Genomic DNA, 26,735 nt, shown 5'->3' on the forward strand with positions numbered 1-26,735 from the left:
ACTTTGCTTAGCGCTTTGAGTTCAAATGTGAAATTTATCGATTTGAATAAAGTAAACCTGAACGATATTAAAGCAGCCTTAACTTTTGATAATGGAAAAGTAAACATTAAACCTTTTGATATTAAATACCAAGATATTAAAGTGACAGTTGGCGGAACTCATGGTTTTGATCAGACTATGAATTACAACTTGAAATTTGATGTTCCTGCTAAATATTTAGGAACTGAAGCCAACAATTTAATTGCGAAATTGTCTCCTGCTGATGCTGCAAAACTGGATAATATTCCGATTAACGCTGTGTTGACTGGTAATTTTTCGAATCCAAAAATCAGTACTGATATGAAGACTGCTGTAACGAATCTGACTACGCAATTGGTAAATCAGCAGAAAGAAAAATTGACACAAAAAGGAACTGCTGCGTTAACAGATTTAATCAATAAAAACACAAAAGCTAAAGACACAACGCAGGCTGCAAAAACAGAAAAAGAACAAAAAACACAAGAAGTTACTAAAAAAGCAAGTGACTTATTGAATGGGCTTTTCAAAAAGAAGAATCCGTAATAAAAGATGCTTAGATGCTAAGGCTCTAAGATTTTTATAAAAAAACCTGTTCTTTCGAACAGGTTTTTTTTATATCTCTTTTTAAATTTTATTTGTTTAGAATCTTATTGATTGCTTTTATAAAATCTGGAACACCTAAAACATTGGTATCCAAACCAACGCTTCCGTTTCCGTATGGTTCGTATTTTTTTAAGTTAGAAACCGAAAACAGACCAACTGTTGGCGCTTTTGAAGCACTTGACAAATGCATAATTCCACTGTCTGCACCGACAAAAACATCTACATTTGCCAGAACAGAACCAATTTCACGAACATCTTTACTGTAAAAAGTCGGAGCTTCAAAATTGATCTGAGAAACATTTTCTACTGGCAATACTTCAAAAATATTCTCGTTCGGATATTCTTTTTTCAATGCAGTATAAAATTCTTCCCACCAAGTAGGACTGTAACATTTCTCACCAGTTGCATAGGTGAAAATCGCAATAGATCTTTTGTTTGGATCAATAATTTTATTTAAAATCTCTTTACCGTTTGCAATTTCGGTTTCGGATAATTTTAAATCTATAAGTGCTACAGGTTCGTTTTTATCTTTTGTTCCAACTTGATTTAAAAAATATCTGAAATTATATACCGGATATTTTGCAATATGATCGTAATCTGTATGTTCAAGGGTAACATTTTCTGGAAGATTCCCAAAAAATTTATATTTAGCATTTGAAAATTTGACACCAAGTCTTCCTGAAGAAGAATTTTGATCGACGTTTATCGCAACGTCATAATTTTGTTTTTTAATTAGAGTCCAAACTTTAAAGTATTTTACTAATTCTTTAAAAGGCTTTTTGGGTAGGTGAATTATTTTATCGATATTATCATAATTCTCAAACACAATTGGTGCAAGCATTCCTTTCACAAATAAATCGATTTTACAATTTGGGAAAGTTTTAGTTACTTCTTCAACCAAAGGTGTGATTAAAAGCATGTTTCCTAATCGGCCGTTTGGTCTACAAATTAATACTTTCTTGATTTTCGTCACATCAATTGTTTCGGTATTACTGACATCTGAATTGCCGATATTCTTAGTCAGATTACGCATTAATGAACGCCTAAAAGTATTAACTTTTTTTAAGTTACTCATGTGGTATTTGTTTGAGGTATTTGTTTTTGAAATATTAAATTTGCTTCAACACGTCAAAGCTATAATTATTCATCAACTAATTAACACAAAACCACAAAATAAATTGTAAATTTTAAATTAAAATAACTTAATCATAAAAAAAGATAACAATTTGCTAATAAAACCCTACACGTTTATTGTCACAACATATCCTTCAGAACCACGTACATTAAATACAGTTCCGTTTTCAAACAGCAAATATTGTCCTTTAATTCCAGTTAATTTGCCGGTAAATGAAGGAGTTTTATCCAAATTTAAACTATTCACTTTAGCTGGATAACTCAAAACCGGATATTGCAAATCAAACAAATCATTTTTTTGCGAATAAAAGAATTCTTTAACCTCATCTGGAATTAAACTTTCAATTTTCACTTTTTCTGCAACCAAATCAAAAACCTCAACAGAATTTTGCAGCATTTTTCGCCAATTGGTTTTATCAGTGTAATGATCTTTTAAAGCAACTTCGGTAATTCCCGCCAAATATCTATTTGGCACTTCAACAACAGCAATGGCCTGAGAAGCCCCTTGATCTATCCAACGAGTTGGAACTTGTGTTTTACGGGTTACCCCTACTTTTATTTCGCAAGCTGCTGCTAAATAAACAATATGAGGCTGCAACTGAACTTTCGATTCATAATCTAAATCTCTGTCTGCAATTCCTAAATGCGCTGTACTCAATTCAGGTCTCATAATCCAGTCACCAACAGCAGGACTCGAATAAAAACAGTCGTAACAAAAACCCTGACGGTATATTTTTTTCTTTTTACCGCAATTCAAACACTGAAATCCAACAAAATTAATTTCGATTTCTTTATCCAATAACTGATTTACATTCAGAAAACTATCTTCAAAAACCAAATAATATTGAATTGGACTTCCTAATTCGGTTTGCATTTTTGTCAGGACACCTTGATATTGCATTCGTTGTTTATTTATATTGCTGATTTAGATTAATCAAAAAGAATTACACTTTTTAGTGTTAAAATTCGACTTATAAAAGAGAATCTTTACTTCAAATCGAATTGTTTTTTACAAAAAAATACTATTTTTGATATGACGGCAAAGTTACTATTTGTCGGCCGATATTCAAATTTTATGTTTTTAGTTTTACATGGATTGTGAGATTTAAAACCTAAAATCCGTAATCTAAAAAACAAATTCATGCCTTTATCCATTATCAATTCGTTTGCCTCTTGGGTTCTTAAACAAAGGATTCATCAAATAGAACTTTTTTTAAAATATCCAAATGAAGTTCAGGAAGAATTATTGCACAACTTATTGACGGCATCAGAAAATACGGTTATTGGAAAACAATATGAATTTTCGTCTATTAACTCTTATCAAACTTTTGCAGAAAGAGTTCCTATTGCTACTTATGAAGAATTACAACCTCTAATTGAGCGTACGCGTTTAGGAGAACAAAATGTTTTCTGGGAAACTCCAATTAAATGGTTTGCCAAATCGAGCGGTACTACAAATGCAAAAAGTAAATTTATTCCGGTTAGTAATGAAGCTCTGGAAGATTGTCATTACAAAGGCAGTAAAGATTTACTTTGTCTTTATTTAAATAATAATGAAGACTCTGAATTATTTTTAGGAAAAAGTCTTCGTTTAGGTGGAAGTTCTCAGATTTACGAAAACAACAATACTTTCTTCGGAGATTTGTCGGCAATTTTGATTGAAAACATGCCAATTTGGGCCGAATTTAGCAGTACACCAAGCAGTAAAACTTCGTTGATGAGCGAATGGGAAACCAAAATTGCAGCCATTATCAACGAAACCAAAAACGAAAACGTAACCAGTTTTGCCGGAGTTCCATCCTGGATGCTGGTTTTGATGAATAAGGTTTTGGAAAATACAGGAAAACAAAACTTATTGGAACTTTGGCCTAATTTGGAAGTTTACTTTCATGGTGGCGTGAGTTTTTCTCCATATAAAGACCAATATAAAAATATACTCCCAAGTAAAGATTTCAGATATTACGAAATTTACAATGCTTCTGAAGGTTTCTTTGCTATTCAGGATTTAAATAATTCTAGCGATTTGCTTTTAATGCTGGATTATGGAATTTTTTACGAATTTATTCCGATGGACACTTTTGGAACTCCAAACCAAAAAGTTATTCGTTTGGCAGATGTTGAATTGAATAAAAATTATGCGATTGTAATTACAACCAATTCTGGTTTATGGCGCTATTTAATTGGCGATACGGTTCGTTTTACATCATTAAATCCGTATAGAATTAGAGTAACGGGAAGAACCAAACATCATATTAATGTTTTTGGCGAAGAATTAATGGTTGAAAATACCGATCAGGCCATCGCAAAAGCTTGTAAGATTACACAAACAGAAGTTATTGATTATACGGTTGCTCCTATTTTTATGCAAGACAAAGAAAAAGGTGCACACGAATGGATGATCGAATTCAAGAAAAACCCAGCTGATGTTGGTCTTTTTCAGAAAGTTTTGGATGAAACACTTCAAACTCTAAATTCAGATTACGAAGCGAAACGTTATAACAATATGACTTTAAATCCGCTGGTGATTAATGTTGCTCGTGAGAATTTATTTTATGATTGGTTGAAAGAAAGAGACAAACTGGGCGGTCAGCATAAGATTCCGAGACTTTCGAATCAGAGGGATTATTTGGAGCAATTGAAGGAAATGCAAGCCATTAAAATATAAATTAACCCAACATAAAAACAACCAAAATGAAAAAGAAGAAATTCAGCGAAATGACTGTTGAAGAATTAATCAAAACCCAAAAATCATTCAAAACAGTTACCTATTTGTTTGGAGTGGTTTTACTTCTTTTGTTTGGTCTTAATATTTTTCTTGTTGCCAATAAAGGGTTTAGCGCTTCAAATGTCATTCCGATTGCTTTGCTTCCTATTTTTATTTTGAATATGAATACTTTAAAGGAGATTAAGAGGGAATTGGAATCTCGCGAATAAAAAACCAATACAATTTTATTGATACAATTTTAGTTGCCACTAGCTTTAGCTAGTGGTTATAAAAAGCTATTTAAGGCTTTAGCCAAATACACAAGAAATTTGGCTAAAGCCTTTTTCTAATTTTACCAAACCTCCAGCTTTAGCTGGAGGCAATGCATTTCTCAATTTTAAACTATTCTTAAGAGACATGCCCATATAAAAAACCTCAGCTCTTTATTGAAAAGGACTGAGGTTTTCTATTTTATTCCATCTAGTGTGTCATTTCGACGAAGGAGAAATCTCTGCGAGAAACTCTACAAAGATTGGTTTACGTTGCGGAGCTACTTGAGGAGATTTCTCCTTCGTCGAAATTACAAAAATGAGCTGAAAAATCTTCGCTTTTGCTCAGAGCAAGACGTATTTTACATCATATCGATATATCTATCATGATATCCTAAAAGATATAAAACACCATCAAGACCTAAACTTGATATTGATGTTGAAGCACTTTCTTTCACCTTTGGCTTGGCGTGGAAAGCAATTCCAAGACCTGCTAAGTTTAGCATTGGTAAATCGTTTGCCCCGTCTCCAACGGCGATAGTTTGGTTGATGTGGATTCCTTCTTTTTCGGCAATTGCTTTTAAGAATTCGGCTTTTTTCTGACCATCTACAATATCACCAATATATTTACCAGTTAATTTTCCGTCTTTAATTTCTAACTGATTCGCATGAACATAATCTATTCCGAGTTCTTTTTGAAGGTATTCTCCAAAATAAGTAAATCCTCCAGATAGAATTGCAGTTTTGTATCCGTAATATTTTAAGGCTTTCATTAAGCGGTGCGCTCCTTGTGTAATTGGCAAATTAATGGCAACATTTTGTAAAACTTCTTCGCTTAAGCCTTCAAGCAAAGCCATACGCTTTTTGAAACTTTCGTTAAAATCGATTTCACCATTCATCGCAGATTCTGTAATGGCACGAACCTGATCTCCCACTCCATTTAATTCTGCCAATTCGTCGATTACTTCGGTTTGAATTAAAGTTGAATCCATATCGAAGCAAACCAAACGGCGGTTTCTTCTATAAATATTATCTTCTTGGAAAGAAATATCAACGTTAAGTGTTCTGGAAATTTCCATAAAACTTGCTGTCATGATAATCTTGTTTACAATTTCACCAGTTACAGACAATTGGATACAAGAACGCGGATATTCTTCTTTTTCAACGATAGAAGTTCTTCCTGTTAATCTAATAATAGAATCAATATTTAAATTTTGATCTGACATTATTTGGGTAACAGCAGACAATTGAGATGCTGCCAGTTTCTCTCCCAAAATATTAATAATGTAACGTTGCTTAGATTGTGATTTTACCCATTTTTCGTAATCTTCAATAGAAATTGGGATAAATTTTACTTTGATTTCCAGTTCGTACGCTTTAAATAACAAGTCTTTTAAAACTGGTGCTGATGAAGAACCTGCAGCAATTTCGAACAAAATTCCCAAAGAAAGTGTATCATGAATATCGGCCTGACCAATATCTAAAATATTAGCATCATATGCTGCCAAAACAGCTGTTAAACCTGCTGTAACTCCAATTTTATCGTGTCCTGAAACTTTTAATAAAATTATTTCTTTATCTTCTGCTGCCATTTTTCTTTCTTGATTTTGAAGCGACAAAAATCGGCAATCTCTCGTTGATAAAAAAGAATAATCCTTGTTTTTTTGAAAAGAAAAAGCACATATACATGTGCTTTTTCGAGTAATTTAACATTTCTGTTTTATTATTAAAATAACGTAACTTTTTGGTTATGGGTTTGGTATATTTTTATCAAAACTTACCATCCAGTTTATACCAAACTTATCTTTGAACATTCCAAAGTAAGACCCCCAGAAAGTATTATTCATTGGCATTTCAACTTTTCCTCCTGCTGAAAGTCCGTTAAAAATTCTATCAGCTTCTTCTGTGCTTTCTGTATTCACAGAAACAGAAAAATTATCTCCAAAACTTACATCGCCATATCTCGGATGACTGTCACTTCCCATTAAAATGGAATTTCCAATTGGAAGCGAAACGTGCATGATACGATTTAATGCTTCTTCAGAAAGCACTTCTCCTTCTTCTGCCGGAGCATCTTTAAATTTTCCGATATAAGGAAAATCTCCCCCAAAAACGGATTTGTAAAATAGGAACGCTTCTTCGCAAGTTCCGTTAAACATTAAATATGGATTTATTGCTGCCATTTTTTCTAATTATTAATTGTTAGTTATAAATTGTTAATTCCTCTAAAGCAGAGTATTAAATCTTCCTCTTGCTTCTTTCCTCTATATTCTAATCTCTACTTCTCAGACAATTCTTTAATTACTTCCATTCCCTTCGGAAAAGCTTCTTTAAAATACTCTATATGTTTTTCTATTACATCAACTTCTACATGAAGATCGACTACGTCTCCTTTCTGATCTAAACGATAGGTTTCCATTGCTCCGACCCATTTTTCTGTTTCTTCATTTGGTGGAACTTCTTTAAAATCTTTGATTTCGCCCATATGTCTAAAAGCCATGTATTCGTTCGGAATTTTAGCTTCAATCAAACTATTCATTCCTTCTCCGCCTGGTCCTAAAAAATAAATTTTATCACCTTCGTTCCAATTCGTTTCAACGTAACTTCCTTCACAAAAAGCACTCGTCCACTTTCTGTAAGTTTCGTCATCCCACAAAACCTTCCAAATCTTTTCTTTAGAAGCTTTTATATCAATATTAAAAATTAGTTTTTCCATCTTAATTAGGTAATTTACTAAAGTCCATATATAAAACATTCCAACGATGACCATCCAAATCGGCAAAACCACAGCCATACATCCATCCCTGACTTTCGGCTGGAGGAGCAAAAACAGTTCCGCCCGCTTCTTTGACTTTTTCAGCCAATTCGTCCACTTCTTCTTTACTTTCAGCATCAATCGAAATCAAAACTTCAGAGCTAGATTTCGTATCTGTAATACTATTTTGAGAAAAACTCGAAAACAGCATCTCTTCAAAAAGCATTACCACAAAATGTCCTTCACCTACAACCATGCACGTCGAGCTTGGCGTATCATGCTGTTCATTAAACGAAAAACCTATTTTCCAGAAAAAATCTTTCGCTTTTGCTACATCCTTTACAGGAAGATTCAACCATATTTGTTTTGTCATTTTTTGTTTTTTTGTTGGGTTAGATATTTAGTTTTTCTTTTTTTTTAAACCATATAAGTGATATAAGTTAATTAAGATACACCTTTGTTACTTTGTTACTTTGTTACTTTGTTACTTTGTTACTTTGTTACTTTGTTACTTTGTTACTTTGTTACTTTGTTACTTTGTTACTTTGTTACTTTGTTACTTTGTTACTTTGTTACTTTGTTACTTTGTTACTTTGAACCTTAATTAGACTCAACATAACTTTTAAAATTATCCAAAATAGCCTGCCAGCCTGCTTTTTGCATTTCTTCTGGATTTTGAGTTTCAGGATCAAAACTTTCAACAATTTCAACTCCGTCTGCGGTTTCTGTAAAAGTAATTTCAACCTTTCTTCCGTCTCCTAAAACATACGAAAGCGCTTCGTTTGGTTTTACTAAAGTAAATTCGCCTCCAAAATCAAAACTCATGCTTCCGTCTTTTGCCGCCATAGTAGATTTGAATTTTCCTCCTTCTCTTAAATCGGCTTCTGCATAAGGTGTATGCCAGTCTGGCGAAGCAAAACTCCATTTTGTAATATGTTCTGGAGTGTTCCAAAAATTCCAAACTTTGTCTAAAGATGCATTTACTGTGTTCTTTATTGTTATCATTTTATATATTTTAATACATTATCATTTGTTTAATTACATTTCTATTGGCATTTCACTCGGAATCTGACTTTCATCCATATAAAACACCTCCCAATGATGTCCATCTAAATCTAAAAATGTTCTTTGGTACATCCATCCATAATCTTTAGCTTCCTGATAATCTGTTCCACCAGCTTTTACCGCTGTCTCAATTATTTCGTCTACTTTCTCACGCGATTCCATAGAAAGAGAAATAAGAACTTCACTTGTCGTTTTAGAATCACAAATCTGTTTTGGAGTAAAGGTTTGATAAAACGCTTCAACCAAAATCATTACATAAATATTTTTGTCGATAACGATACAAGCTCCTTGTTCATTTGTAAATTTCGGGTTTGTCGGAAAACCCAATTCATTAAAAAAGGATATTGCTCGCTTTAAATCTTTTACTGCAAGATTTAAGAAAATTTTTGTTTCCATAATATATAAAGTTACAATTATTTAGAAACAAATTTAAAATTTCACAATTTGCTTTTAGATACATTAAAAGTCAATTTTAGGGGCATTTGAGACAAATTATGTATTTTTGTTTAGAACTGATTTTCTAAAAACCACAAACCTCATGAGCACGAAACTAGCTTTAATTGTACCTCACGACTTTAAATTACTAAGTATTGCAGCCATTCTGGAGGTATTTGAAACAACAAATAAACTTTCTCCTTCAACAGAAAAACCATTCGAAATCATGATTTTTCAATCGAAAGAGCAAACCGATCAGGGTAGTTTATTCGGTTATAAAAGTCATTCTATAGAAACCTCCGATATAAATCCAGACCTTATTTTGATTCCAGCGTTTACGACTGACAATATGAGCGAAATGATAAAGAAGAACAAAAACTTTATTCCTTGGCTTCAAAAACAACATAAAGCGGGAGCCGAATTAGCAAGTTTTTGCACTGGAGCTTTCTTGTTTGCCGCTTCTGGTTTATTAAACGAAAAATTAGCTACCACACATGTCGACGCTTGTAGTGCTTTTACCAAAGCTTTTCCGATGGTAAAATTGAAAGCCGAAGAAACCCTAACTGCCGATGGAAGTTTATACACCAGTGGAGGTTCTACCTCAACTTTTCATTTACTGATTCTTTTGGTTCAGAAATTCTGTGGTAATGAGATGGCAGTCAAAATTGCTAAAATCTTTTCTATTGACCTAAATCGTTACAAGCAAAGTTACTTCAGTACTTTCAGACCGAACCATTTACACAATGATTCTTTGGTTGCCCTATTACAGCAAAAAATTGAAAATCAGTATCATTCCATCGAAAAACTGGAAGAAATCACCAAAGATATTCCAACAAGCGCCAGAAATATGACACGTCGTTTTAAACAAGTAACCGGAATTCCGCCAATCGAATATCTTCAGAATATAAGAGTCGAAAGTTCAAAGAAATACTTAGAACAAACTCAACTTTCTATTTCAGAGATTATTGAAAAAACAGGTTATAATGACCCAAAAGCTTTTAGAAAAGTATTTTATAAAATGGTTGGCATGAAACCAATTGAATATCGAGAGAAATTTAGAGTACAGTAAATGTTTTTTTTATTAATTATTTTCTTATTTTTAGCATGAATTTCTAAATACTTAAACATGAAAAGATTTTTTTGGATTTTATTAATTGTTTTATTTTCAACGAGCTGCGATTCAAATCCTTTTAAAGAAGAGGCACTTGAAGGATATGTTCTTGATGCTTCTATAGACTTTAGCGTTGTTAATTCTAAAAATGAAGATTTATTAAACCCAAACAATCCGAACAGTTATGACCAAAATAAAATAAAAATACTCTTCTTATTGAACGGTAAATTGGTTCCGCAATATCAAGGGAATTTAGATTCTCCTAATTTCTTTATGATTTACCAAAATAAAGATCGATACGCAATAAGAGTATTTTTAAACCATGATAAAGGAGAAAAATTCCCTGAAACTTATATTCAATGGAATGAAAACGACAAAGACATTGTAAAAGTTGAATATTCGCGAACAAAAAATTCTACTGTCAAAAAAAATGTTTGGCTTAATGATCAAGTAATTACCAATCCCACTTATCTGACTATTACAAAATAATCTATTCTAGCAGCTGGTAATACTGCTTAAGTTTTTATAATCCACATCAGAACTTTTTTATTTGTTTTCAAAAGTTCGTCGATTTCTTTCATGCTTTCGTTTGAAACTGCGGGACAACCCCAGCCTTCTGGTGTTCCTTCAGGGTAAACTTCATTATCTGAAATAGCTTCCCAAGAATGCAGCACAATGGCACGGCTTCTTGCATTCGAATTGGTTTTATCTTTTCCTTGCAAGATGTAATTTACTTTTATTCCCCACTGACTTACACCTCGATCTAAAATTACGTATTTACCTATCGAAGAACAATGTGAATCAAATTCGTTACTAATTTGTGGTTTCTCTCTAGAAGAAGTCCTTCCCCATTGATTATCACCACAGCCGTGACTTACCATATAGGCTTTTGAGATTTCTTTCTTTTTGAAATCGTAAATAAAAAATCTTTTATAACCAGAATGAACACCAAGATCAATCAACATAAATTTGTTTTGATTGAGTTTATTTGCTTTGCAGTATTCTTCGGCTTCTTTATAATAATCGTTATAATTGATTTCAACTCGAGGTTTTTCTGTTGAAACTACTTCACTTTTAGGTTTGTTTTCAGAAACAGTCGTTGGTTTGTTTTCTTTATTACAAGAAAATCCAAAAACACAAAGTAGAATTAAATAGTTCTTAATTACCATGCCCGTCTCGATGAATTATTTGATTACGAAAAAAGATGAAGCATCAAATATATTCTTTTAAAAACAAGAAAGAAAAATATTACTTAACTATTTCTGACATAAAAAAAACCTGTTCAAAAATGAACAGGTTTATAATGAACATTGTCAAAGTTGTTTTAGATATCCAAAAAGCAATCTCCATGCTTTTGAATAACCATAAAAATTAAAATTTCACCTCTGTTTCTTTTTTACTAATACAATCACACAAATTGAAGATATTATAAAAGTCAAAAAAAGAAATAAAAACAAAAAATCGATTCCTTTATAATTAATTATTAAACTAGGTATCTGTGTTATAAACAAAACTAAAAAGCAAAAAAACAAAATTCTATAGCTTTTGCTAATAAGAAAAACAATTAAAGTTGCCAATATAGGCAAAACAAGAAATCCCTGCCAAAATATCGAATCTGAATTACCAGATAGACTAGTAATAAATTGACGCAAACAGTATAATAAAAAGGCAAAATATGGAATTCCAACTTCACTAAGCCCAGGTAGCATTAAAAATGAAATTATTGCTACTATTTTTAGAATTTTTATTAAAGACATGTTCTTTTCGTTTTAGGTGCATAACTTGGACTAGAAGTGTGATTTGGTATTTTTTCTAATGTTTTTGCAACTGTACCAGGTGTCTCAAACGAATTATTACTCGCAACTCCCACAATATTCAATACATCAGCTGCGAAATCAGAACAATTATTAGCATCTAAATCGTACCAACTACTTTGATATTTTACTGACAAAGAAATAATTTGCTGTAATTGCTTTGGTGTAATTTGTCCTATATTTCCTGACACATCATAGATATGACCTCCATTTTCTCCCATTATTCCTTGTCCAACAAATGCTTTATCATATCCGTTTTCTGGATAAAATCCATATGTCATTACATTATTACCTTGCGAAATAGATATAAATGCATGACCTACATTTACACTAGATAAATTAGTTTTTTCTGCATAAACAGTTAAATTTGCACTTGCTGCTGTATTTAAGCAACTTAAGAATTTTTTAATATCACTTATGGGTAATTTTGGAGGAGGAGGAGGCATGATCGAATTTCCACTTCCACCACTACTTCCACCACCATAACTAGATGTATAATCCACAATACTAAAACCAGAATTATCGCTACCTGAAGGGAAGTAGACAGAAACAAAAGGATCCTTATAGGAGTTATTAATAATGACTTCTTTTAATTGAGTTGGTGCGGGACTACTACCGTTCATCGTACCATCTTCACTATCCAGAGCTCTAGCATCCGATTTGTTAGTGGCAGTTCTTAGCTTTAATTGCTCCTCACTTAAGACCTTTACTACACCATTTTCTACTATACTATTATTTACAAATTTTGCTGACTTAACAAAGCCTGTTTTTAAATCCCATGCAGCAATATATCCACTAAACTTTTTGGAATCGACACTATCATTTTCCAAATTTTCAGGATAAAATTCATACAAAAGTGCTTTATAATCTTTATTACTTACTTGATAAATATAAAGTTTTTGCTCCCAGTTTTCATCTTGATCTTTTTTTTTTCTCGTCAATTGGAACAACAATTAATTGTGTGCCATCTTTATTAATTTTAAGCTCGGCATTGACCCAATCATAATTAAGATTTTGAAACAAAGTGTAATTATCGGTTGTTGATTCATATTTTTTGAACCATTCTTTTGCACTTGAAACTTTCGCAACTTCGGGATTTACTAAATCATCATCTTTTTGACACCTCAAAAAAACAGTAGAAATCAAAGTAATTACACTTAAAACAATGATTTTTTTAATTTTTTGTTTCATAATTTTATTTTTTAATTAATAATTATTACAAAACAAACCTAACAAATAAAATCTTACAAATAACAAAATAGGTAAGATTTTACTTAAAAAATATCGTTTTAGCACTAAACTTAAAAAAAGACCATAAAAAAACCTGCTCAAATAAATGAACAGGTTTATAATTGAACTTTGTCAAAGTTTGAAGCTTTGACAAAGTTATCTTATTACTTTAAGAAGCAATTTCCATACGCTTCAATAAGTTTTTACTCAAAGTATGTTCTGCATATTCTTTGTCAATTGTCAAACTAGTATCGTCTGAAGTTGGCAGTTCGTACATCGCATCTGTCAAGATCGCTTCGCATAACGAACGTAATCCACGAGCACCTAATTTGTATTCTAAAGCTTTATCTACAATAAAATCTAAAGCTTCGTCTGTAATTGAAAATTCAACATCATCCATTAAGAATAATTTCTGATATTGTTTAATCAATGCATTTTTAGGCTGTGTTAAAATCGCGCGAAGTGTTTCTTTATCTAAAGGATCCATGTGCGTTAAAACCGGTAAACGACCAATAATCTCTGGAATTAATCCAAAATCTTTAATGTCTTTTGGAATAATATATTGCAACAAATTGTCTTTGTCGATATTGTCTACATTTTTAGATGTTGAGTAACCAACTGCCTGGCGGTTTAAACGTTTAGAAATAATACGCTCTACTCCATCAAAGGCTCCTCCTGCAATAAACAAGATGTTTTGAGTATTTACCTCAACAAATTTTTGGTCTGGATGTTTACGTCCTCCTTTTGGTGGTACGTTTACAACCGTTCCTTCTAATAATTTCAATAATGCCTGTTGAACACCTTCTCCAGAAACATCACGTGTAATTGAAGGGTTATCGCTCTTACGAGCAATTTTATCAATTTCGTCAATAAATACGATTCCTCTTTCTGCTTTTGCTACATCGTAATCTGCAGCTTGAAGCAAACGAGTTAAAATACTTTCAACGTCTTCTCCTACGTAACCTGCTTCTGTTAAAACTGTTGCATCAACAATTGCCAATGGAACGTCTAACATTTTAGCAATCGTTTTTGCTACTAATGTTTTTCCTGTTCCGGTTTGACCAACCATGATGATGTTACTTTTCTCAATCTCAACTTCATCATCCAATTGCTGTTGCATTAAACGCTTGTAGTGATTGTAAACCGCAACCGACATTACTTTTTTAGTCTGATCCTGACCAATAACATATTGATCTAAGAAAGCTCTGATTTCTTTTGGTTTCTTTAAAATTAAGTCCCCAACTAGTTTTGCGCTTCCGCTAGATTTTAATTCTTCTAATACAATTCCGTGTGCCTGCTCAATACATTTATCACAAATGTGCGCATTGATTCCAGCAATCAATAAATTAGTTTCTGGCTTTTTTCTTCCACAAAACGAACATTCTAATACTACTTTTGCCATTCTTTATTTAAGTTACTAAGCTGCAAAGATACTAAGTTTCTAAGCTTTTTAACCTAAAACTTAAAAACTTAACTTCTTTACAGCTTAATATTTTGTTTTATTTATGAATTTTAAATTACAAAGAATACTTAGAAACTTAGTATCTCTGTAACTTAGAAGCTTAAGAAAATTATCCTCTTCTTAATACCTCGTCGATCATTCCGTACTCTTTTGCTTCGTCAGCTTTCATCCAGTAATCGCGCTCACTGTCTTTGTGAACTCTTTCGAAAGATTGACCAGAGTGGTGTGAAATGATGTTGTATAATTCATCTTTTAATTTCAACATCTCACGTAAGTTGATTTCCATATCTGTTGCAACACCTTGTGCTCCTCCAGATGGCTGGTGAATCATTACTCTTGAGTGAGGTAATGCAGAACGTTTCCCTGCTGCACCTGCGCATAATAAAACTGCTCCCATAGAAGCTGCCATTCCGGTACAGATTGTTGCTACGTCTGGTTTAATGTACTGCATCGTGTCATAAATTCCTAAACCTGCATAAACACTTCCTCCAGGAGAGTTTAAGTAAATTTGAATATCTTTTGAAGCATCAGCGCTTTCTAAAAACAATAACTGAGCTTGAACAATATTTGCGATTTGATCATCGATACCTGTTCCTAAAAAGATAATTCTGTCCATCATTAATCTAGAGAAAACATCTAATTGAGAAATATTCAACTGACGTTCTTCGATAATATATGGAGTCATGTTTGTTGGTGTCATCGCAGCAACGATTTTATCGTAATACATTGCGTTTACTCCTTGGTGCTTTGTAGCAAATTTTTTGAATTCTTTACCGTAGTTCATATGTATCTGTTCTAAGTTTACTTTATTTAATGTATATATTCTCCATCAAAGGTTGTACCTCTTTCTAAAGAATGTCAATTTGTCTTATTTCTAGCCCAGATAGCAGTGAAAAGCTTTTTGAAATGACAACTATTTTTTGTTGGTAGAAAAAAGCGACCAACGGAAGCTCTTTTTATACCTTACAAAAAAAGGCAGGAATGAAAAAACTTGTAACGAATAGCTGGATTAGCTCCTGAAAAGTAGTCAAAAAATAAATTAAAACAAAAGAGCGTCAGGAAAAAAATCCTGACGCTCCAATATAGTTTGTTTCTGTAGAAATTTATTCTCCGTAAGATGCAGCGATAAATTCTTCGTAAGTAACCTCTTTAGTTGTTGGGTTAGCTTTTTCTTTGAAGATATCTAACATTTTAGCTGCTACAACTTGCTCAGAAAGTCTTTTTACTTCTTCTTGGTTAGATAAAACTCTAGCCACGATTCCTTGAACTTCTTCGTCAGTTGGGTTTGTTTGACCAAATTGAGCCATTTGTTGTCTGATAGCGTTTGATGTAAACTCTTTTAAGTCTTCAAATGTGATTTGGATATTGCTTTGAGCTAATGCTTTTCCTTCGATTAATTGGAAACGTAAACCTTTTTCAGATCTTGCGTATTCAACTTCAGCTTCTTCAGCAGTTAATTTTTTCTCTCCAACAGTTTGCAACCATTTTTTCAAGAATTCAGCTGGTAAATCAAATTTTGTGTTTTCGATCAAGAAATCTTGAACATCTAATAATAATTTTTGGTCAGCTTGTTGAGCGAATTGAGCTTCAGCATCTTCTTTAATTTTTGATTTTAAATCTTCTAAAGAAGCAACTTTTCCTTCACCAAAAAGTTTGTCGAATAATTCTTGGTTTAATTCAGCTGGCTCAGAACCGTTGATAGCTTCGATTGTGAAGTTTACTTCAACATCTAAACCGTGAACACCTTCGTGACCTACTTTTAAGTAATCCATTAATTGGTGATCGTCATCAAATAAACCTTTTGTGCTTACTGTAACAACATCTCCAACTTTTTTACCTACGAATTGTTTTCCAGCTTTTTTGCTGAATGCACTAACTGCAATTGTAGTTGTATTGTTGATTCCGTTTGCTTCGCTTTCAAAAGTTCCAGTTAAATCTGAATCAGCTTCAACTTTATCTTGAGGGATAGCTTTTCCAAATTGTTTTTGGATACGCTCTACTTGTCCGTCAATTAATTTATCGTCAGCAGTTACAATATATTTTACGATATTATTTTTAGCTTCTAAATCAATTTCGAAGTTTGGTACTAAACCAATTTCATATTCGAAAGTCAATTCTTCTGCATCCCAGTTAAAGTTTTCGTTTACTTTAGCTAGAGGAGTTCCTAAAAGATTTAATCTTTCAGATTGAATATAACGCTCCAAAGCCAAATCAACTACTTTTTTGATCTCTTCTTGCTTAATAGCTTTTCCGTATTGTTTTTCAACAAGATCTTTAGGCACAGCCCCTTTTCTAAATCCTTTTACTTGCGCTAAAGGCATTTTTTCGTTAATTCTTTTTGCTACTTGACCTTTATAATCCATATGAACAACGTTCATAACAATTGTCTCGTTTACAGCGTCTATTGCTACTCTTTTAATATCCATCTTCTTCTTTAATTTACATAATAAAATTGGGTTGCAAAATTATAAAATTTTTGCAACCCAACCAAGTTTTTAATCTATTGTATTTGAAGCAGTTTTAATCTGCTCAATTTGTTTTATTTATCGTCTCCCAGTATTTTATAAGTGATTGATTGTAGAACAGACAAAATAACACTAAAAATTAATGCCGTCAAGAAAGAGTCGACTGCAAAACCACCAACAATTTTAGTACAAGCTAAAATCATTAAAGCATTTATAACTAACAAAAATAAGCCTAGAGTAACAATGGTTACTGGTAGGGTCAACAATACCAGAATTGGTTTTATAAAAATATTCAACAATCCTAAAACTATTGCAACAATAACAGCTGTACCAAAACTAGCAACATGAACCCCAGTTAAAAGATTAGACAATAATAAAACTAAGGCAGCTGTAACAAGAAGTCTAAGTAATAATTTCATGGTTTTTCAGGTTTTAAATTTATTTAAAAGTACTGTTTTTTGCCACAGATTAAAAGATTAACACTAATTAAAATTTAAAAATTCAAAAAAAACTAACAATCCTTTAATCTGTTACTACTAAAACGTGCATTACTCTTTTAAAAACGTAGTGGTTATTTCAAAAAACATTTTCGGATTTTCTGCATGAAGCCAATGTCCTGCATTTGGAATGGTTTCTAACTGTAAATTTGGAAAATGTTTTCGAATTTCATCCATATCAGCATCTTGAATATATCCTGAATTTCCTCCGCGAATAAATAAGGTTGATTTATCAAAAACCAAACCTTCTGCCAAAGGTTTTCCAATCGCATCAAGATTATTATTAAAAGCTTGCAAATTAAATCGGAATGCCAATTGTCCTGGTTCCTTCCAATATAAATTCTTTAATAAAAATTGGCGTGTTCCAAAATCAGAAACATATTGCGAAACTATTTCTTCAACATCATTTCGGCTTGGTTTTACTGAAAAATCAACAGCATTTAATCCTGCCAAAATATCTTGATGGTGTTGTTTATAGAATTTCGGACCAATATCTGCCACAATTAATTTGTCTACAATTTCTGGATATGTCGTAGCAAAAAGCATCGCCACTTTTCCTCCCATTGAATGTCCGAGAATATCAATTCTGGTCAAATTATTAGCTTGGCAATATTCGTACACATCTTGAACCATCGCTTCATAACTCCATTCGTCTGAATGGAAACTGCGTCCGTGGTTTCTTAAATCTAAAATATGAACCTGAAATCCGGCTTCTACATATTGTCCAGCTAAAGTTTTCCAGTTATCAGACATTCCGAGAAATCCATGCATGATGACAAATGGTTTTCCTTCGCCTTCTATTTTTGAATAAAGCATATTTTTATTTTTTTCTTTTAAAGAATTATTTCAATTTATTCAGATACATATTCACAGTATTATCTAAACCAAGATAAAGTGCTTCTGAAATTAAAGCGTGCCCAATAGAGACTTCTAATAAGCCTGGAATATTTTCTTTAAAAAATTTAATATTATCTAAGCTCAAATCATGACCAGCATTGATTCCTAAACCTAATTCGTTTGCTAAAATAGCCGCTTTAGTGTAAGGCTCAATTCCTTTTTCATTACCCAATTCATATTGATGTGCAAAAGCTTCAGTATACAATTCAATTCTGTCAGTTCCTGTCTTTTTTGCCCCTTCAATCATTTCTAGAATCGGATCAACAAAAATTGACGTTCTAATTCCGTTTCTTTGAAATTCCTGAATGACTTCTGTCAAATATTCCTGATTTTTAATCGTATCCCAGCCAGCAGACGAAGTTATCGCCCCAATTGCATCTGGAACCAATGTTACCTGATCTGGTTTACATTCTAAAACCAAATCAATAAAATTATGCTGCGGATTTCCTTCAATATTATATTCTGTAGTAACAATTGCTTTTAAATCACGTGCGTCCTGATAACGAATATGGCGTTCATCTGGACGCGGATGAATTGTAATTCCTTGTCCACCAAAACGCTGAATATCTACAGCTACTTTTAATAAATCGGGAACATTTCCGCCTCGAGCATTTCGAAGCGTTGCTATTTTATTGATATTTACACTTAACTTTGTCATATAAATAGATAATTAATTCTAGTAACACTATATTTGTAATGACAAAAATACAAAGTAAAACGCAGCAGTTTTCGGTATTTTTTGATTATTTTGCATCAAATATCTTCAATGATTTATGACAGAAATTACAAACTATATCACAAATGATTTCAGAGCGATTGATAGTCAGGAAACGATAGCATCGATTCAGGACTTTTTTATCGATGTAAATTTTTCTCATTTCCCGATTCTTGAAGACGGGATTTTTATTGGAAGCATTTCTTCTGATGATGTAGAAACATTTGACACTGATAAAAAAGCAATTGACTACAAATATACTTTAGAACGCTTTTTTGCCAGAAAATCGATGATCTGGCTAGATGTTCTAGAAGTCTTCGCTAAAAATCACACCAACATAATTCCAATTCTTGACGAAAATAACGCTTACATCGGTTATTACGAAATGGAAGATATCATGAAATTTTTTCAGGAAACTCCATTTTTGAAAGAGCCAGGAGCAATTATTATTGTTCAAAAAGGACTTTTAGATTACTCAATGAGCGAGGTGACTCAGATTGTAGAAAGTAATAATGGTAAAGTTTTAGGATGTTTTGTTTCTGAAGCCGATACAGAAAATGTTCAAATCACTGTGAAAATTGGTTTAGGAGCTATCAATGAAATTATTCAGACATATAGAAGATATGGTTATGAAATTATTTCAGAACATCAGGAAGATACTTACATCAACAGCTTAAAAGAACGATCAGATTACCTAGACAAATACCTTAATATATAAGTTATAAATGTGCCAATGAGAAAATTAGTTAATTAGACAATTTTCGCATTTTCCAATTATCTAATTGACACATTGACAAATTCTCTAATTAAAAAAAGAATGAAAATAGCCATTTACGGACAATATTATCAAAATAGTACTGAACCAATCATAAAAGACATTTTCAAGTTTTTCAATTCCAATAATATCGAAATGGTAATTGAAGAAAACTTTCTTAAAATGCTTTACGAAAAACAGTTGGTTAAGAAAGAATACAAAACTTTTCCTTCGAACAGTGCTTTGGATAATAGTTTTGAAATGCTAATAAGCATTGGCGGCGACGGAACCATTTTGAGGGCAGCCGCTTTTGTTCGTAATTCTGGTGTTCCATTATTAGGTATAAATGCAGGAAGATTAGGTTTTCTTGCCAAAGTGCAAAAAGAGAATATTGAAAGTTTGTTACAATATGTTATTGACCAAAATTACACTACTTCTGAACGTACTTTATTAGGATTAACCGCAGATCCTAAAAATGATGCTTTTGAAGAACTTAATTTTGCCATGAACGAAGTAACTGTCAGCAGAAAAGACACTACTTCGATGATTACGGTAGAAACTTACTTGAATAATGAATATTTGAACTCTTACTGGGCAGACGGATTAATCATTTCTACTCCAACTGGTTCTACAGGATATTCTTTAAGCTGCGGGGGACCAATATTAACCCCAGATGTAAAAAGCTTAGTAATTACACCTATAGCACCTCATAATTTAACAGCCAGACCACTTGTCATTCCAGACGACACCGAAATTACGTTACGCGTTACTGGTAGAGAAGATCAATATTTGGTTTCTTTAGACTCAAGGATTTCTTCAGTGAAAAATGAGTCTATTTTAAAAATTAAAAAAACAGACTATAAAATAAAAATGGTCGAAATTCCAGGCGAAACTTTCTTGAAAACCTTGAGAAACAAATTGCTTTGGGGAGAAGACAAAAGAAATTAAACTCTTTTATAATTCTTCTCTATACGATATTACCACATTTTCTCGTTCTGCATATAGTGAATCATCATTAAATGGCTCAAAATCATAACGTAAATTGAAAAAAAAGCACATTTAACCAAAGGAACTTTGATTCGTATTGATAATTATTATATTTGCACGCAATTTTGAATTAAATGAAGAAAATTTTTAATTTATTGTTATGTTTTTTCCCCTTTATTACGCTAAATGCTCAGATCAATGAGCTTGGTGTTTTTCTTGGTGGAAGCAACTTTGTTGGTGATGTTGGTAAAACAACTTATATCGCCCCAGAAAAACTAGCTTTTGGAGTTCTTTATAAATGGAACAGAAGCCCAAGACACTCCTGGAGATTCTCTTATACACAATCAGAAGTTTCTGGAAATGATTATAAATCGGACGAAACAGGAAGAAACCAAAGAGGATATCGTTTTGACAACAATATCAAAGAACTTTCTGCAGGATTAGAATTCAACTTTTTCGATTTCAATCTTCATGATTATCACACAAAAATTACTCCTTATGTATATTCGGGATTAAATTTCTTTATCTTCGACAATTTATATAGATATACTACAAGCCCAAACGTCATTTATTCTGAAAATTCAAGCTCTTTTGCTATACCTTTTATATTAGGTATAAAATCAAACATAACACCACGTTTTGTTTTAGGACTTGAAACAGGAGTACGTTATACCTTTTCAGATAATATTGACGGAAGTCACCCTAATACAAGCAATTCAAACATTTTAAAGTTTGGAAATTTAAATAATAATGACTGGTATGTTTTTTCAGGCGTGACCTTGACATACACATTTGGAAAAAAACCTTGCTATTGCGCAGAATAAAATGAATTTAATAGAATCAATAGATCACACAAACTTACCAAAACACCTTGCCATTATTATGGACGGTAATGGACGCTGGGCAAAACAACAAGGCTATTTGCGTGCATTTGGACATGAAAATGGAACAAAATCTGTAAAAGAAATAATCAAAACTTCGGCTAAGCTGGGTATTGAATATTTAACCTTATACGCCTTCTCAACAGAAAACTGGAACCGTCCAAAACTTGAGGTACAAGCTTTGATGAAAATATTGATCAATTCATTAAAAAAAGAACTCATTACGCTTCAGGAAAACAATATTCGTCTCAACGCAATTGGAAATCTTGACAAATTACCAAAAACAGCCCAAAAAGAGCTTTTGGATGTGATGGAAAAAACTAAAGACAATTCCAGATTAACACTAACTCTTGCTTTAAGTTATGGATCTAGAGAGGAGCTGGTAAATGCTGTAAAAGCAATTAGTGATAAAGTTAAAAATAATATAATTTCAATCGACACTATTGACGATTCAATTATAAATGAGCATCTTTACACGCAAAATTTACCAGACGTAGATTTATTAATACGAACCAGTGGAGAACATAGAATAAGTAATTTTTTGCTGTGGCAGATCGCTTATGCAGAATTATATTTTACTAATGTCTTGTGGCCAGACTTTAAAGACCAGGATTTATATGAGGCTATTATTAGTTATCAAAAAAGAGAACGTAGATTTGGAAAGACCAGTGAACAAATTAAATAATTTTTTAGTGTTGCAAAAAAAAATACAAATAGTCCTTACCCTTTTACTTTTGGGTAGTTTTTCACAAATTAAAGCACAAGAAAGAGTTCCTTTTGATCAGGGAAAAAAATATATTCTAGCCAAAGTTTCCGTAGTTGGTAAAATAAGCTTCAATGAGCAAACCGTTGTAACCTTTTCAGGACTTCAAAAAGGTCAGGAAATCACTGTTCCGGGAGAAGAAATTAGTAGTGCAATTAAAAAATTAGGTAAACTAGGTTTATTTGATGAGATTGCATTCTATGTTAATAAGGTAGAAAACGATAGTATTTATCTGGATTTAGATATTATTGAACTTCCTAAACTAAACGAAGTTAAATTCGTTGGTATTAAGAAAAGTAAAGTTGAGGGATTAATTAAGGACAACAATTTGACTAAAAACAAGATAGTCAACGAAAACTTAATTACGACTACTAAAAATTATATTGAAAACAAATATAAAAAAGACGGTTTTTATAACACCAAAGTTACTATTACGACTACTCCTGACACCATAGCAGGAAATCAGGTAAACATGCTTGTCAGGGTCGATAAAGGTGACAAAGTAAAAATCAGCAATATTGATTTCACAGGAAACAAACAACTTACAGACAGTCAGTTACGATCTGCAATGAAAGACACTAAACAGAAAAACTTTATTCGTGTTTTTAAAGCTTCTAAGTTTATTCCAGAGAAATATAAAACCGATTTAGAGAAAGTAATTGCGGCCTATAAAGAAAAAGGATATCGTGATGCTCGTATTATTTACGATTCTGTACAATACAACAAAAAGAAAAACACACTTGCTATTAAGATTAATGTAGAAGAAGGAAACAAATACTACTTTGGTAACATTAAATTCTTAGGTAACACTGTTTATTCTGATCGTCTTTTAAACAGTTATTTAGGAATTAAAAAAGGGGAAACTTATAATGGAGTTTTACTAGAAAAAAGAATTGCCGATAAGTCTAAACCAGATGCCGAAGACATCACCAATTTATATCAAAATAATGGTTATTTATTCTCAAACATTAATGCTGTAGAGGTAAAAACTGTAAACGATACAATTGATTTTGAAATTAGAGTTACAGAGGGGCCAATTGCATACTTCAACAAGATTACTGTAGTTGGAAATGACAAAACAAACGATCATGTTATTTATCGTGAATTAAGAACCAAACCAGGTGAAAAATATAGTAAAGAACAATTAGTAAGAACCATTCGTGAGATTGGACAATTAGGTTTCTTTGATCCTGAAGCAATTGATCCGAAATTTAAAAACGTTGATGCTGGAGCAGGAACTGTTGATATTGAATACAATGTTGTAGAAAAAGGATCTAGCCAGGTCGAACTTCAAGGAGGTTATGGCGGTGGAGGTTTCATCGGAACATTAGGACTTTCGTTTAACAATTTCTCTGCAAGGAAATTATTTGACAAAGAAGCTTACAAACCATTACCAATGGGAGACGGACAAAAAGTAGCACTTCGTTTACAAGGAAGTACCTATTTCCAAACGTATAGTGTATCTTTTTCAGAACCTTGGTTTGGAGGAAAAAAACCAGTCCAATTTAGTTCATCTATTTCATACAGTAAGCAATTTCTTAACAATTACATCACCAGAACTGTTGATAGAAGCAAAAGTTTTAATATTTTTACAGTCCAAGTTGGTCTAGCGAAAAGGTTAACTGTTCCTGATGATTACTTTGTATTATCACAGTCTGTAAGTTATCAGCATTATGACTTGAACAATTACAATACTGGTTTATTTACATTTGGTAATGGTGCATCAAGAAACTTAGCATATACTATCGGAATTTCAAGAAGTAATAAAGGGGTTAACCCAATATTCCCAACTTATGGTTCTGAATTTAGTATTTCGGCAAAAGTTACACCTCCATACTCATTATTTAATGGTATAAAATATGGTGATCTAGGAAATCAGGAGGAATATAAATTAAAAGCAACATCTAGTTATACAGACGGAAATCAGGTAGTTGTAAATGCGGGTGATTATTTAGATTCAAACGGAAACAAAGTGAGTACTTATCAGGAAGCTGCGGCGGATCCTGCAAAAGTCGATCAGAAAAAATACAATTGGTTAGAATATTATAAAGTTAAATTTAAAGGAGACTGGTACACTAAAGTTTATGGAAAACTAGTATTGAGAACCCTTACAGAATTTGGTTTCTTAGGAGCTTACAATCAGGAAAGAGGTGTAATTCCGTTTGAGCGTTTTTATTTAGGAGGAGATGGTATGGCTAACTACTCTATGGATGGTAGAGAGACTATTCAGTTAAGAGGTTATCCAAACAATTCATTAACTCCAGTAAATACAAATAACGATCCAATCGGAGCAACTATTTATAACAAATTCTCTATGGAATTACGTTATCCGATTACCTTAAAAGCATCAGCTTCTATTTATGCTTTAACATTCTTAGAGGCAGGATCATCATATCCAACGTTCAAAGATTACAATCCGTTTGATTTGAACCGTTCTGCTGGTGCTGGTTTACGTGTATTCATGCCTGCATTTGGATTGTTAGGTATTGACTTTGGTTACGGATTTGATGCTCTTCCAGGACAATCAAAACCTAATGGTTGGGAAACACACTTTATTATTGGACAACAATTTTAGAGAAATAACGTTTGGTTAAAAATCATCAAATAAAGTTATGTTATGAGAAAACAATTTTTATTTATATTTTTAGCCTTGATTGTAGCAAGTACAAGTCAGGCACAAGGTAAGACGACTAGAATTGGCTACATCGACATGGAATATATTTTAGAAAATGTTTCCGATTATAAAGAAGCTAAATCACAATTAGAGCAAAAAGCTCAAAAGTGGAAACAAGAAGTTGAGGCTAAAAAATTAAATATAAATGCGCTTAAGGAAAGCTTAAAAACAGAAAAAGCTTTACTTACGAAAGAATTAATTGAGGAAAGAGAAACTGAAATCAAGTTTCTTGAGCAGGAAATGATGGATTATCAGCAGAAACAATTTGGAGCTGATGGTAATTTAATGAGACAAAAAGCTGCTTTAGCAAAACCAATCCAAGATCAGGTTTTTACAGCGGTTCAGGATATTGCTCAAGCCAAAAATTATGATTTTATCTTTGACAAGTCATCAGATTTGACAATGCTTTTTAGTAACACAAGATTTGACATAAGCGATCAGGTTTTAAGAATCTTAAATCGTACTGAAAAACGCGAACAGTTGACAAAGAAACAACTGAAAGAACAAGAAGCTAAAGAAAATCTTGAAAATGCAATAGACGAAAATCCGGCTATGGCAGAGCGTCAAAAAGCGCTTGATGAGAAAAAAGCAGCCAGAGAAAAATTAATTGAAGACAGAAAACTGGAGCAGGAAGCCAAGAAAAAGGAATACGACGACAGAAGAAAAGCGCTTCAGGCTGAAAGAGAAGCCAAAAAAAATGGCACGGTTTCTGGAACAGCTAAGACAGCAACAGACACTCAGACGACGACCGAAGCTGCAAAAACAAGCACCACAACTGCTAAACCTGCGGCAACTAACACACAACAAACGTCGACTACTGAGCCTGCAATGACAAAAGCTGAAGAAAGACAATTGCTCTACGAACAGCGTAAAAAAGAATTAGAAGAAAAGAGAAAGAAAATTTTAGAAGAAAGAGAAGCGGCCAAAAAAGCAAAAGAGGCCGAAACACAAAAAGCAAATACGACCAATAATTAATTAATATTTTTAAAAATGATGAAACAAATCAAAACTTTACTAATTGCTGCAATTCTTATTTTGGGAGCAAGTAACACAATGAACGCGCAAGCGAAGGTAGCTCATGTTGATGTAAGCGAGATCATGTCGAAAATGCCTGCTATGCTAGATGCTCAAAATCAACTGCAAAAGTTAAGTGGTACATATGATGCTGAATACAAAAAAATGGTTGAAGAATACCAAGCTAAAATGAAAAAGTATGAAGCAGAAGTTACTTCAGTAACTGAAGCAGTTAACAATGACCGTTCTAAAGAAGCACAAGACATGCAAAAAAGAATTGTTGACTACAGAGACAATGCTCAAAAAGAATTACAACAAAAAGAAAATGATATCGTAAAACCATTAATGGAAAAAGTAAGAGCTTCTATCCAAAAAGTTGGAAAAGCTAAAGGTTTCCAATACATCTTAGATGGTTCTACATTATTATTAGCTGATGGTCCAAACATCACAGCTGACGTTAAAAAAGATTTAGGATTCTAAGAATTTCA

Annotated in this window: 29 protein-coding genes; 12 read left to right on the forward strand and 17 right to left on the reverse strand. The window is 32.5% G+C overall.

All coding sequences use genetic code 11. The annotated features are described in order from the left end of the window. Nucleotides 1-561 (forward strand): AsmA-like C-terminal region-containing protein (locus VGE71_RS13625; RefSeq protein WP_331138826.1); only part of this gene is annotated, 561 nt, incomplete at its 5' end. Between the two features lie 88 nt (nt 562-649). Here the strand turns inward: VGE71_RS13625 and VGE71_RS13630 are convergent. Beyond that, entirely contained in the window at nt 650-1,696 is a 1,047-nt protein-coding gene (locus VGE71_RS13630) for a glycosyltransferase family 9 protein (protein ID WP_331138827.1), read from the reverse strand. A 165-nt stretch (nt 1,697-1,861) separates the two neighbouring features. After that, complete coding sequence (locus tag VGE71_RS13635) at nt 1,862-2,656, reverse strand: DUF2797 domain-containing protein (RefSeq protein ID WP_331138828.1); 795 nt, start codon at nt 2,654-2,656, stop codon at nt 1,862-1,864. Between the two features lie 240 nt (nt 2,657-2,896). Here VGE71_RS13635 and VGE71_RS13640 point away from each other — a divergent pair, with 240 nt between their 5' ends. Continuing rightward, complete coding sequence (locus VGE71_RS13640) at nt 2,897-4,420, forward strand: GH3 auxin-responsive promoter family protein (RefSeq protein ID WP_331138829.1); 1,524 nt, start codon at nt 2,897-2,899, stop codon at nt 4,418-4,420. 26 nt (nt 4,421-4,446) lie between these two features. Next, complete coding sequence (locus VGE71_RS13645) at nt 4,447-4,689, forward strand: redox-active disulfide protein 2 (protein WP_144215406.1); 243 nt, start codon at nt 4,447-4,449, stop codon at nt 4,687-4,689. 401 nt (nt 4,690-5,090) lie between these two features. Here the strand turns inward: VGE71_RS13645 and serB are convergent, their stop codons facing one another. The 6 genes from serB to VGE71_RS13675 form a co-directional block, all read right to left on the reverse strand. Then, nucleotides 5,091-6,320, reverse strand: a complete 1,230-nt coding sequence (gene serB / locus VGE71_RS13650; protein WP_331138830.1) for a phosphoserine phosphatase SerB — start codon at nt 6,318-6,320, stop codon at nt 5,091-5,093. Nucleotides 6,321-6,476: 156 nt separating this feature from the next. After that, entirely contained in the window at nt 6,477-6,911 is a 435-nt protein-coding gene (locus VGE71_RS13655; RefSeq protein WP_144215409.1) for a VOC family protein, read from the reverse strand. A gap of 95 nt (nt 6,912-7,006) precedes the next feature. Continuing rightward, nucleotides 7,007-7,444, reverse strand: coding sequence for an SRPBCC domain-containing protein (locus VGE71_RS13660; RefSeq protein ID WP_331138831.1), 438 nt, complete (start codon nt 7,442-7,444; stop codon nt 7,007-7,009). 1 nt (nt 7,445) lies between these two features. Next, a complete protein-coding gene (locus tag VGE71_RS13665) occupies nt 7,446-7,856 on the reverse strand; it encodes a VOC family protein (RefSeq protein ID WP_331138832.1) in 411 nt (136 codons plus the stop codon). Nucleotides 7,857-8,083: 227 nt separating this feature from the next. Next, complete coding sequence (locus VGE71_RS13670; RefSeq protein WP_331138833.1) at nt 8,084-8,488, reverse strand: SRPBCC family protein; 405 nt, start codon at nt 8,486-8,488, stop codon at nt 8,084-8,086. Between the two features lie 33 nt (nt 8,489-8,521). Then, nucleotides 8,522-8,944 (reverse strand): VOC family protein, encoded by a 423-nt coding sequence (locus VGE71_RS13675; RefSeq protein WP_331138834.1) that lies wholly within the window; start codon nt 8,942-8,944, stop codon nt 8,522-8,524. 142 nt (nt 8,945-9,086) lie between these two features. Between VGE71_RS13675 and VGE71_RS13680 the strand changes: the two genes are divergently transcribed. Both VGE71_RS13680 and VGE71_RS13685 read left to right on the forward strand, forming a co-directional pair. Beyond that, nucleotides 9,087-10,052: a GlxA family transcriptional regulator gene (locus VGE71_RS13680; RefSeq protein WP_331138835.1), complete on the forward strand. Its 966-nt coding sequence runs from the start codon at nt 9,087-9,089 to the stop codon at nt 10,050-10,052. A 57-nt stretch (nt 10,053-10,109) separates the two neighbouring features. Continuing rightward, nucleotides 10,110-10,583 (forward strand): hypothetical protein, encoded by a 474-nt coding sequence (locus VGE71_RS13685; RefSeq protein WP_331138836.1) that lies wholly within the window; start codon nt 10,110-10,112, stop codon nt 10,581-10,583. Nucleotides 10,584-10,609: 26 nt separating this feature from the next. Here the strand turns inward: VGE71_RS13685 and VGE71_RS13690 are convergent, their stop codons facing one another. From VGE71_RS13690 to VGE71_RS13730, 9 genes are all read right to left on the reverse strand, one after another. Next, complete coding sequence (locus tag VGE71_RS13690) at nt 10,610-11,263, reverse strand: murein L,D-transpeptidase catalytic domain-containing protein (protein WP_331138837.1); 654 nt, start codon at nt 11,261-11,263, stop codon at nt 10,610-10,612. 578 nt (nt 11,264-11,841) lie between these two features. Beyond that, the gene (locus VGE71_RS13695; protein ID WP_331138838.1) at nt 11,842-12,849 is read right to left on the reverse strand and encodes a hypothetical protein; all 1,008 of its coding nucleotides are present in this window, start codon (nt 12,847-12,849) and stop codon (nt 11,842-11,844) included. Then, complete coding sequence (locus VGE71_RS13700; RefSeq protein WP_331138839.1) at nt 12,821-13,099, reverse strand: hypothetical protein; 279 nt, start codon at nt 13,097-13,099, stop codon at nt 12,821-12,823. The genes VGE71_RS13695 and VGE71_RS13700 overlap by 29 nt, the downstream gene beginning before the upstream one ends. Nucleotides 13,100-13,307: 208 nt before the next feature. Next, nucleotides 13,308-14,540, reverse strand: a complete 1,233-nt coding sequence (gene clpX, locus VGE71_RS13705) for an ATP-dependent Clp protease ATP-binding subunit ClpX (RefSeq protein ID WP_331138840.1) — start codon at nt 14,538-14,540, stop codon at nt 13,308-13,310. A gap of 169 nt (nt 14,541-14,709) precedes the next feature. Continuing rightward, a complete protein-coding gene (clpP, locus tag VGE71_RS13710; protein ID WP_144215417.1) occupies nt 14,710-15,384 on the reverse strand; it encodes an ATP-dependent Clp endopeptidase proteolytic subunit ClpP in 675 nt (224 codons plus the stop codon). A 319-nt stretch (nt 15,385-15,703) separates the two neighbouring features. Beyond that, nucleotides 15,704-17,026 (reverse strand): trigger factor, encoded by a 1,323-nt coding sequence (locus tag VGE71_RS13715; protein ID WP_331138841.1) that lies wholly within the window; start codon nt 17,024-17,026, stop codon nt 15,704-15,706. A 113-nt stretch (nt 17,027-17,139) separates the two neighbouring features. After that, complete coding sequence (locus VGE71_RS13720; protein WP_144215419.1) at nt 17,140-17,484, reverse strand: phage holin family protein; 345 nt, start codon at nt 17,482-17,484, stop codon at nt 17,140-17,142. Nucleotides 17,485-17,613: 129 nt separating this feature from the next. Next, nucleotides 17,614-18,378, reverse strand: a complete 765-nt coding sequence (locus tag VGE71_RS13725; RefSeq protein ID WP_331138842.1) for an alpha/beta fold hydrolase — start codon at nt 18,376-18,378, stop codon at nt 17,614-17,616. A gap of 25 nt (nt 18,379-18,403) precedes the next feature. Further along, nucleotides 18,404-19,117, reverse strand: a complete 714-nt coding sequence (locus VGE71_RS13730; RefSeq protein ID WP_331138843.1) for a pyridoxine 5'-phosphate synthase — start codon at nt 19,115-19,117, stop codon at nt 18,404-18,406. 115 nt (nt 19,118-19,232) lie between these two features. On the opposite strand from VGE71_RS13730, the gene VGE71_RS13735 reads away from it, so the two are divergent. From VGE71_RS13735 to VGE71_RS13765, 7 genes are all read left to right on the forward strand, one after another. Beyond that, nucleotides 19,233-19,892, forward strand: a complete 660-nt coding sequence (locus VGE71_RS13735) for a CBS domain-containing protein (RefSeq protein ID WP_331138844.1) — start codon at nt 19,233-19,235, stop codon at nt 19,890-19,892. Between the two features lie 99 nt (nt 19,893-19,991). Continuing rightward, entirely contained in the window at nt 19,992-20,876 is an 885-nt protein-coding gene (locus VGE71_RS13740) for an NAD kinase (RefSeq protein WP_331138845.1), read from the forward strand. Nucleotides 20,877-21,049: 173 nt separating this feature from the next. Then, the gene (locus VGE71_RS13745; RefSeq protein ID WP_331138846.1) at nt 21,050-21,739 is read left to right on the forward strand and encodes a DUF6089 family protein; all 690 of its coding nucleotides are present in this window, start codon (nt 21,050-21,052) and stop codon (nt 21,737-21,739) included. A gap of 1 nt (nt 21,740) precedes the next feature. Next, a complete protein-coding gene (locus VGE71_RS13750) occupies nt 21,741-22,481 on the forward strand; it encodes an isoprenyl transferase (protein ID WP_331138847.1) in 741 nt (246 codons plus the stop codon). After that, a complete protein-coding gene (gene bamA, locus VGE71_RS13755; RefSeq protein ID WP_331138848.1) occupies nt 22,414-25,134 on the forward strand; it encodes an outer membrane protein assembly factor BamA in 2,721 nt (906 codons plus the stop codon). The genes VGE71_RS13750 and bamA overlap by 68 nt, the downstream gene beginning before the upstream one ends. A 42-nt stretch (nt 25,135-25,176) precedes the next feature. Beyond that, nucleotides 25,177-26,208, forward strand: a complete 1,032-nt coding sequence (locus VGE71_RS13760; protein ID WP_331138849.1) for an OmpH family outer membrane protein — start codon at nt 25,177-25,179, stop codon at nt 26,206-26,208. A 15-nt stretch (nt 26,209-26,223) separates the two neighbouring features. Then, a complete protein-coding gene (locus VGE71_RS13765; protein ID WP_331138850.1) occupies nt 26,224-26,727 on the forward strand; it encodes an OmpH family outer membrane protein in 504 nt (167 codons plus the stop codon). Nucleotides 26,728-26,735 lie beyond the last annotated feature (8 nt).

This window comes from Flavobacterium sp. (genome assembly GCF_036405015.1).
Classification (GTDB): domain Bacteria; phylum Bacteroidota; class Bacteroidia; order Flavobacteriales; family Flavobacteriaceae; genus Flavobacterium.

Coding starts and splice junctions, on each gene's coding strand:
- VGE71_RS13675 (WP_331138834.1), bottom strand. CDS start 8,944: ATGGAAACAAAAATTTTCTTAAATCTTGCAGTAAAAGATTTAAAGCGA.
- VGE71_RS13655 (WP_144215409.1), bottom strand. CDS start 6,911: ATGGCAGCAATAAATCCATATTTAATGTTTAACGGAACTTGCGAAGAA.
- clpX (WP_331138840.1), bottom strand. CDS start 14,540: ATGGCAAAAGTAGTATTAGAATGTTCGTTTTGTGGAAGAAAAAAGCCA.
- VGE71_RS13735 (WP_331138844.1), top strand. CDS start 19,233: ATGACAGAAATTACAAACTATATCACAAATGATTTCAGAGCGATTGAT.
- VGE71_RS13665 (WP_331138832.1), bottom strand. CDS start 7,856: ATGACAAAACAAATATGGTTGAATCTTCCTGTAAAGGATGTAGCAAAA.
- VGE71_RS13765 (WP_331138850.1), top strand. CDS start 26,224: ATGATGAAACAAATCAAAACTTTACTAATTGCTGCAATTCTTATTTTG.
- VGE71_RS13745 (WP_331138846.1), top strand. CDS start 21,050: ATGAAGAAAATTTTTAATTTATTGTTATGTTTTTTCCCCTTTATTACG.
- VGE71_RS13680 (WP_331138835.1), top strand. CDS start 9,087: ATGAGCACGAAACTAGCTTTAATTGTACCTCACGACTTTAAATTACTA.
- serB (WP_331138830.1), bottom strand. CDS start 6,320: ATGGCAGCAGAAGATAAAGAAATAATTTTATTAAAAGTTTCAGGACAC.
- VGE71_RS13635 (WP_331138828.1), bottom strand. CDS start 2,656: ATGCAATATCAAGGTGTCCTGACAAAAATGCAAACCGAATTAGGAAGT.
- VGE71_RS13720 (WP_144215419.1), bottom strand. CDS start 17,484: ATGAAATTATTACTTAGACTTCTTGTTACAGCTGCCTTAGTTTTATTA.
- VGE71_RS13715 (WP_331138841.1), bottom strand. CDS start 17,026: ATGGATATTAAAAGAGTAGCAATAGACGCTGTAAACGAGACAATTGTT.
- VGE71_RS13685 (WP_331138836.1), top strand. CDS start 10,110: ATGAAAAGATTTTTTTGGATTTTATTAATTGTTTTATTTTCAACGAGC.
- VGE71_RS13760 (WP_331138849.1), top strand. CDS start 25,177: ATGAGAAAACAATTTTTATTTATATTTTTAGCCTTGATTGTAGCAAGT.
- VGE71_RS13730 (WP_331138843.1), bottom strand. CDS start 19,117: ATGACAAAGTTAAGTGTAAATATCAATAAAATAGCAACGCTTCGAAAT.
- VGE71_RS13670 (WP_331138833.1), bottom strand. CDS start 8,488: ATGATAACAATAAAGAACACAGTAAATGCATCTTTAGACAAAGTTTGG.
- VGE71_RS13645 (WP_144215406.1), top strand. CDS start 4,447: ATGAAAAAGAAGAAATTCAGCGAAATGACTGTTGAAGAATTAATCAAA.
- VGE71_RS13740 (WP_331138845.1), top strand. CDS start 19,992: ATGAAAATAGCCATTTACGGACAATATTATCAAAATAGTACTGAACCA.
- VGE71_RS13700 (WP_331138839.1), bottom strand. CDS start 13,099: ATGAAACAAAAAATTAAAAAAATCATTGTTTTAAGTGTAATTACTTTG.
- VGE71_RS13630 (WP_331138827.1), bottom strand. CDS start 1,696: ATGAGTAACTTAAAAAAAGTTAATACTTTTAGGCGTTCATTAATGCGT.
- VGE71_RS13660 (WP_331138831.1), bottom strand. CDS start 7,444: ATGGAAAAACTAATTTTTAATATTGATATAAAAGCTTCTAAAGAAAAG.
- clpP (WP_144215417.1), bottom strand. CDS start 15,384: ATGAACTACGGTAAAGAATTCAAAAAATTTGCTACAAAGCACCAAGGA.
- bamA (WP_331138848.1), top strand. CDS start 22,414: ATGAGGCTATTATTAGTTATCAAAAAAGAGAACGTAGATTTGGAAAGA.
- VGE71_RS13690 (WP_331138837.1), bottom strand. CDS start 11,263: ATGGTAATTAAGAACTATTTAATTCTACTTTGTGTTTTTGGATTTTCT.
- VGE71_RS13750 (WP_331138847.1), top strand. CDS start 21,741: ATGAATTTAATAGAATCAATAGATCACACAAACTTACCAAAACACCTT.
- VGE71_RS13640 (WP_331138829.1), top strand. CDS start 2,897: ATGCCTTTATCCATTATCAATTCGTTTGCCTCTTGGGTTCTTAAACAA.
- VGE71_RS13725 (WP_331138842.1), bottom strand. CDS start 18,378: ATGCTTTATTCAAAAATAGAAGGCGAAGGAAAACCATTTGTCATCATG.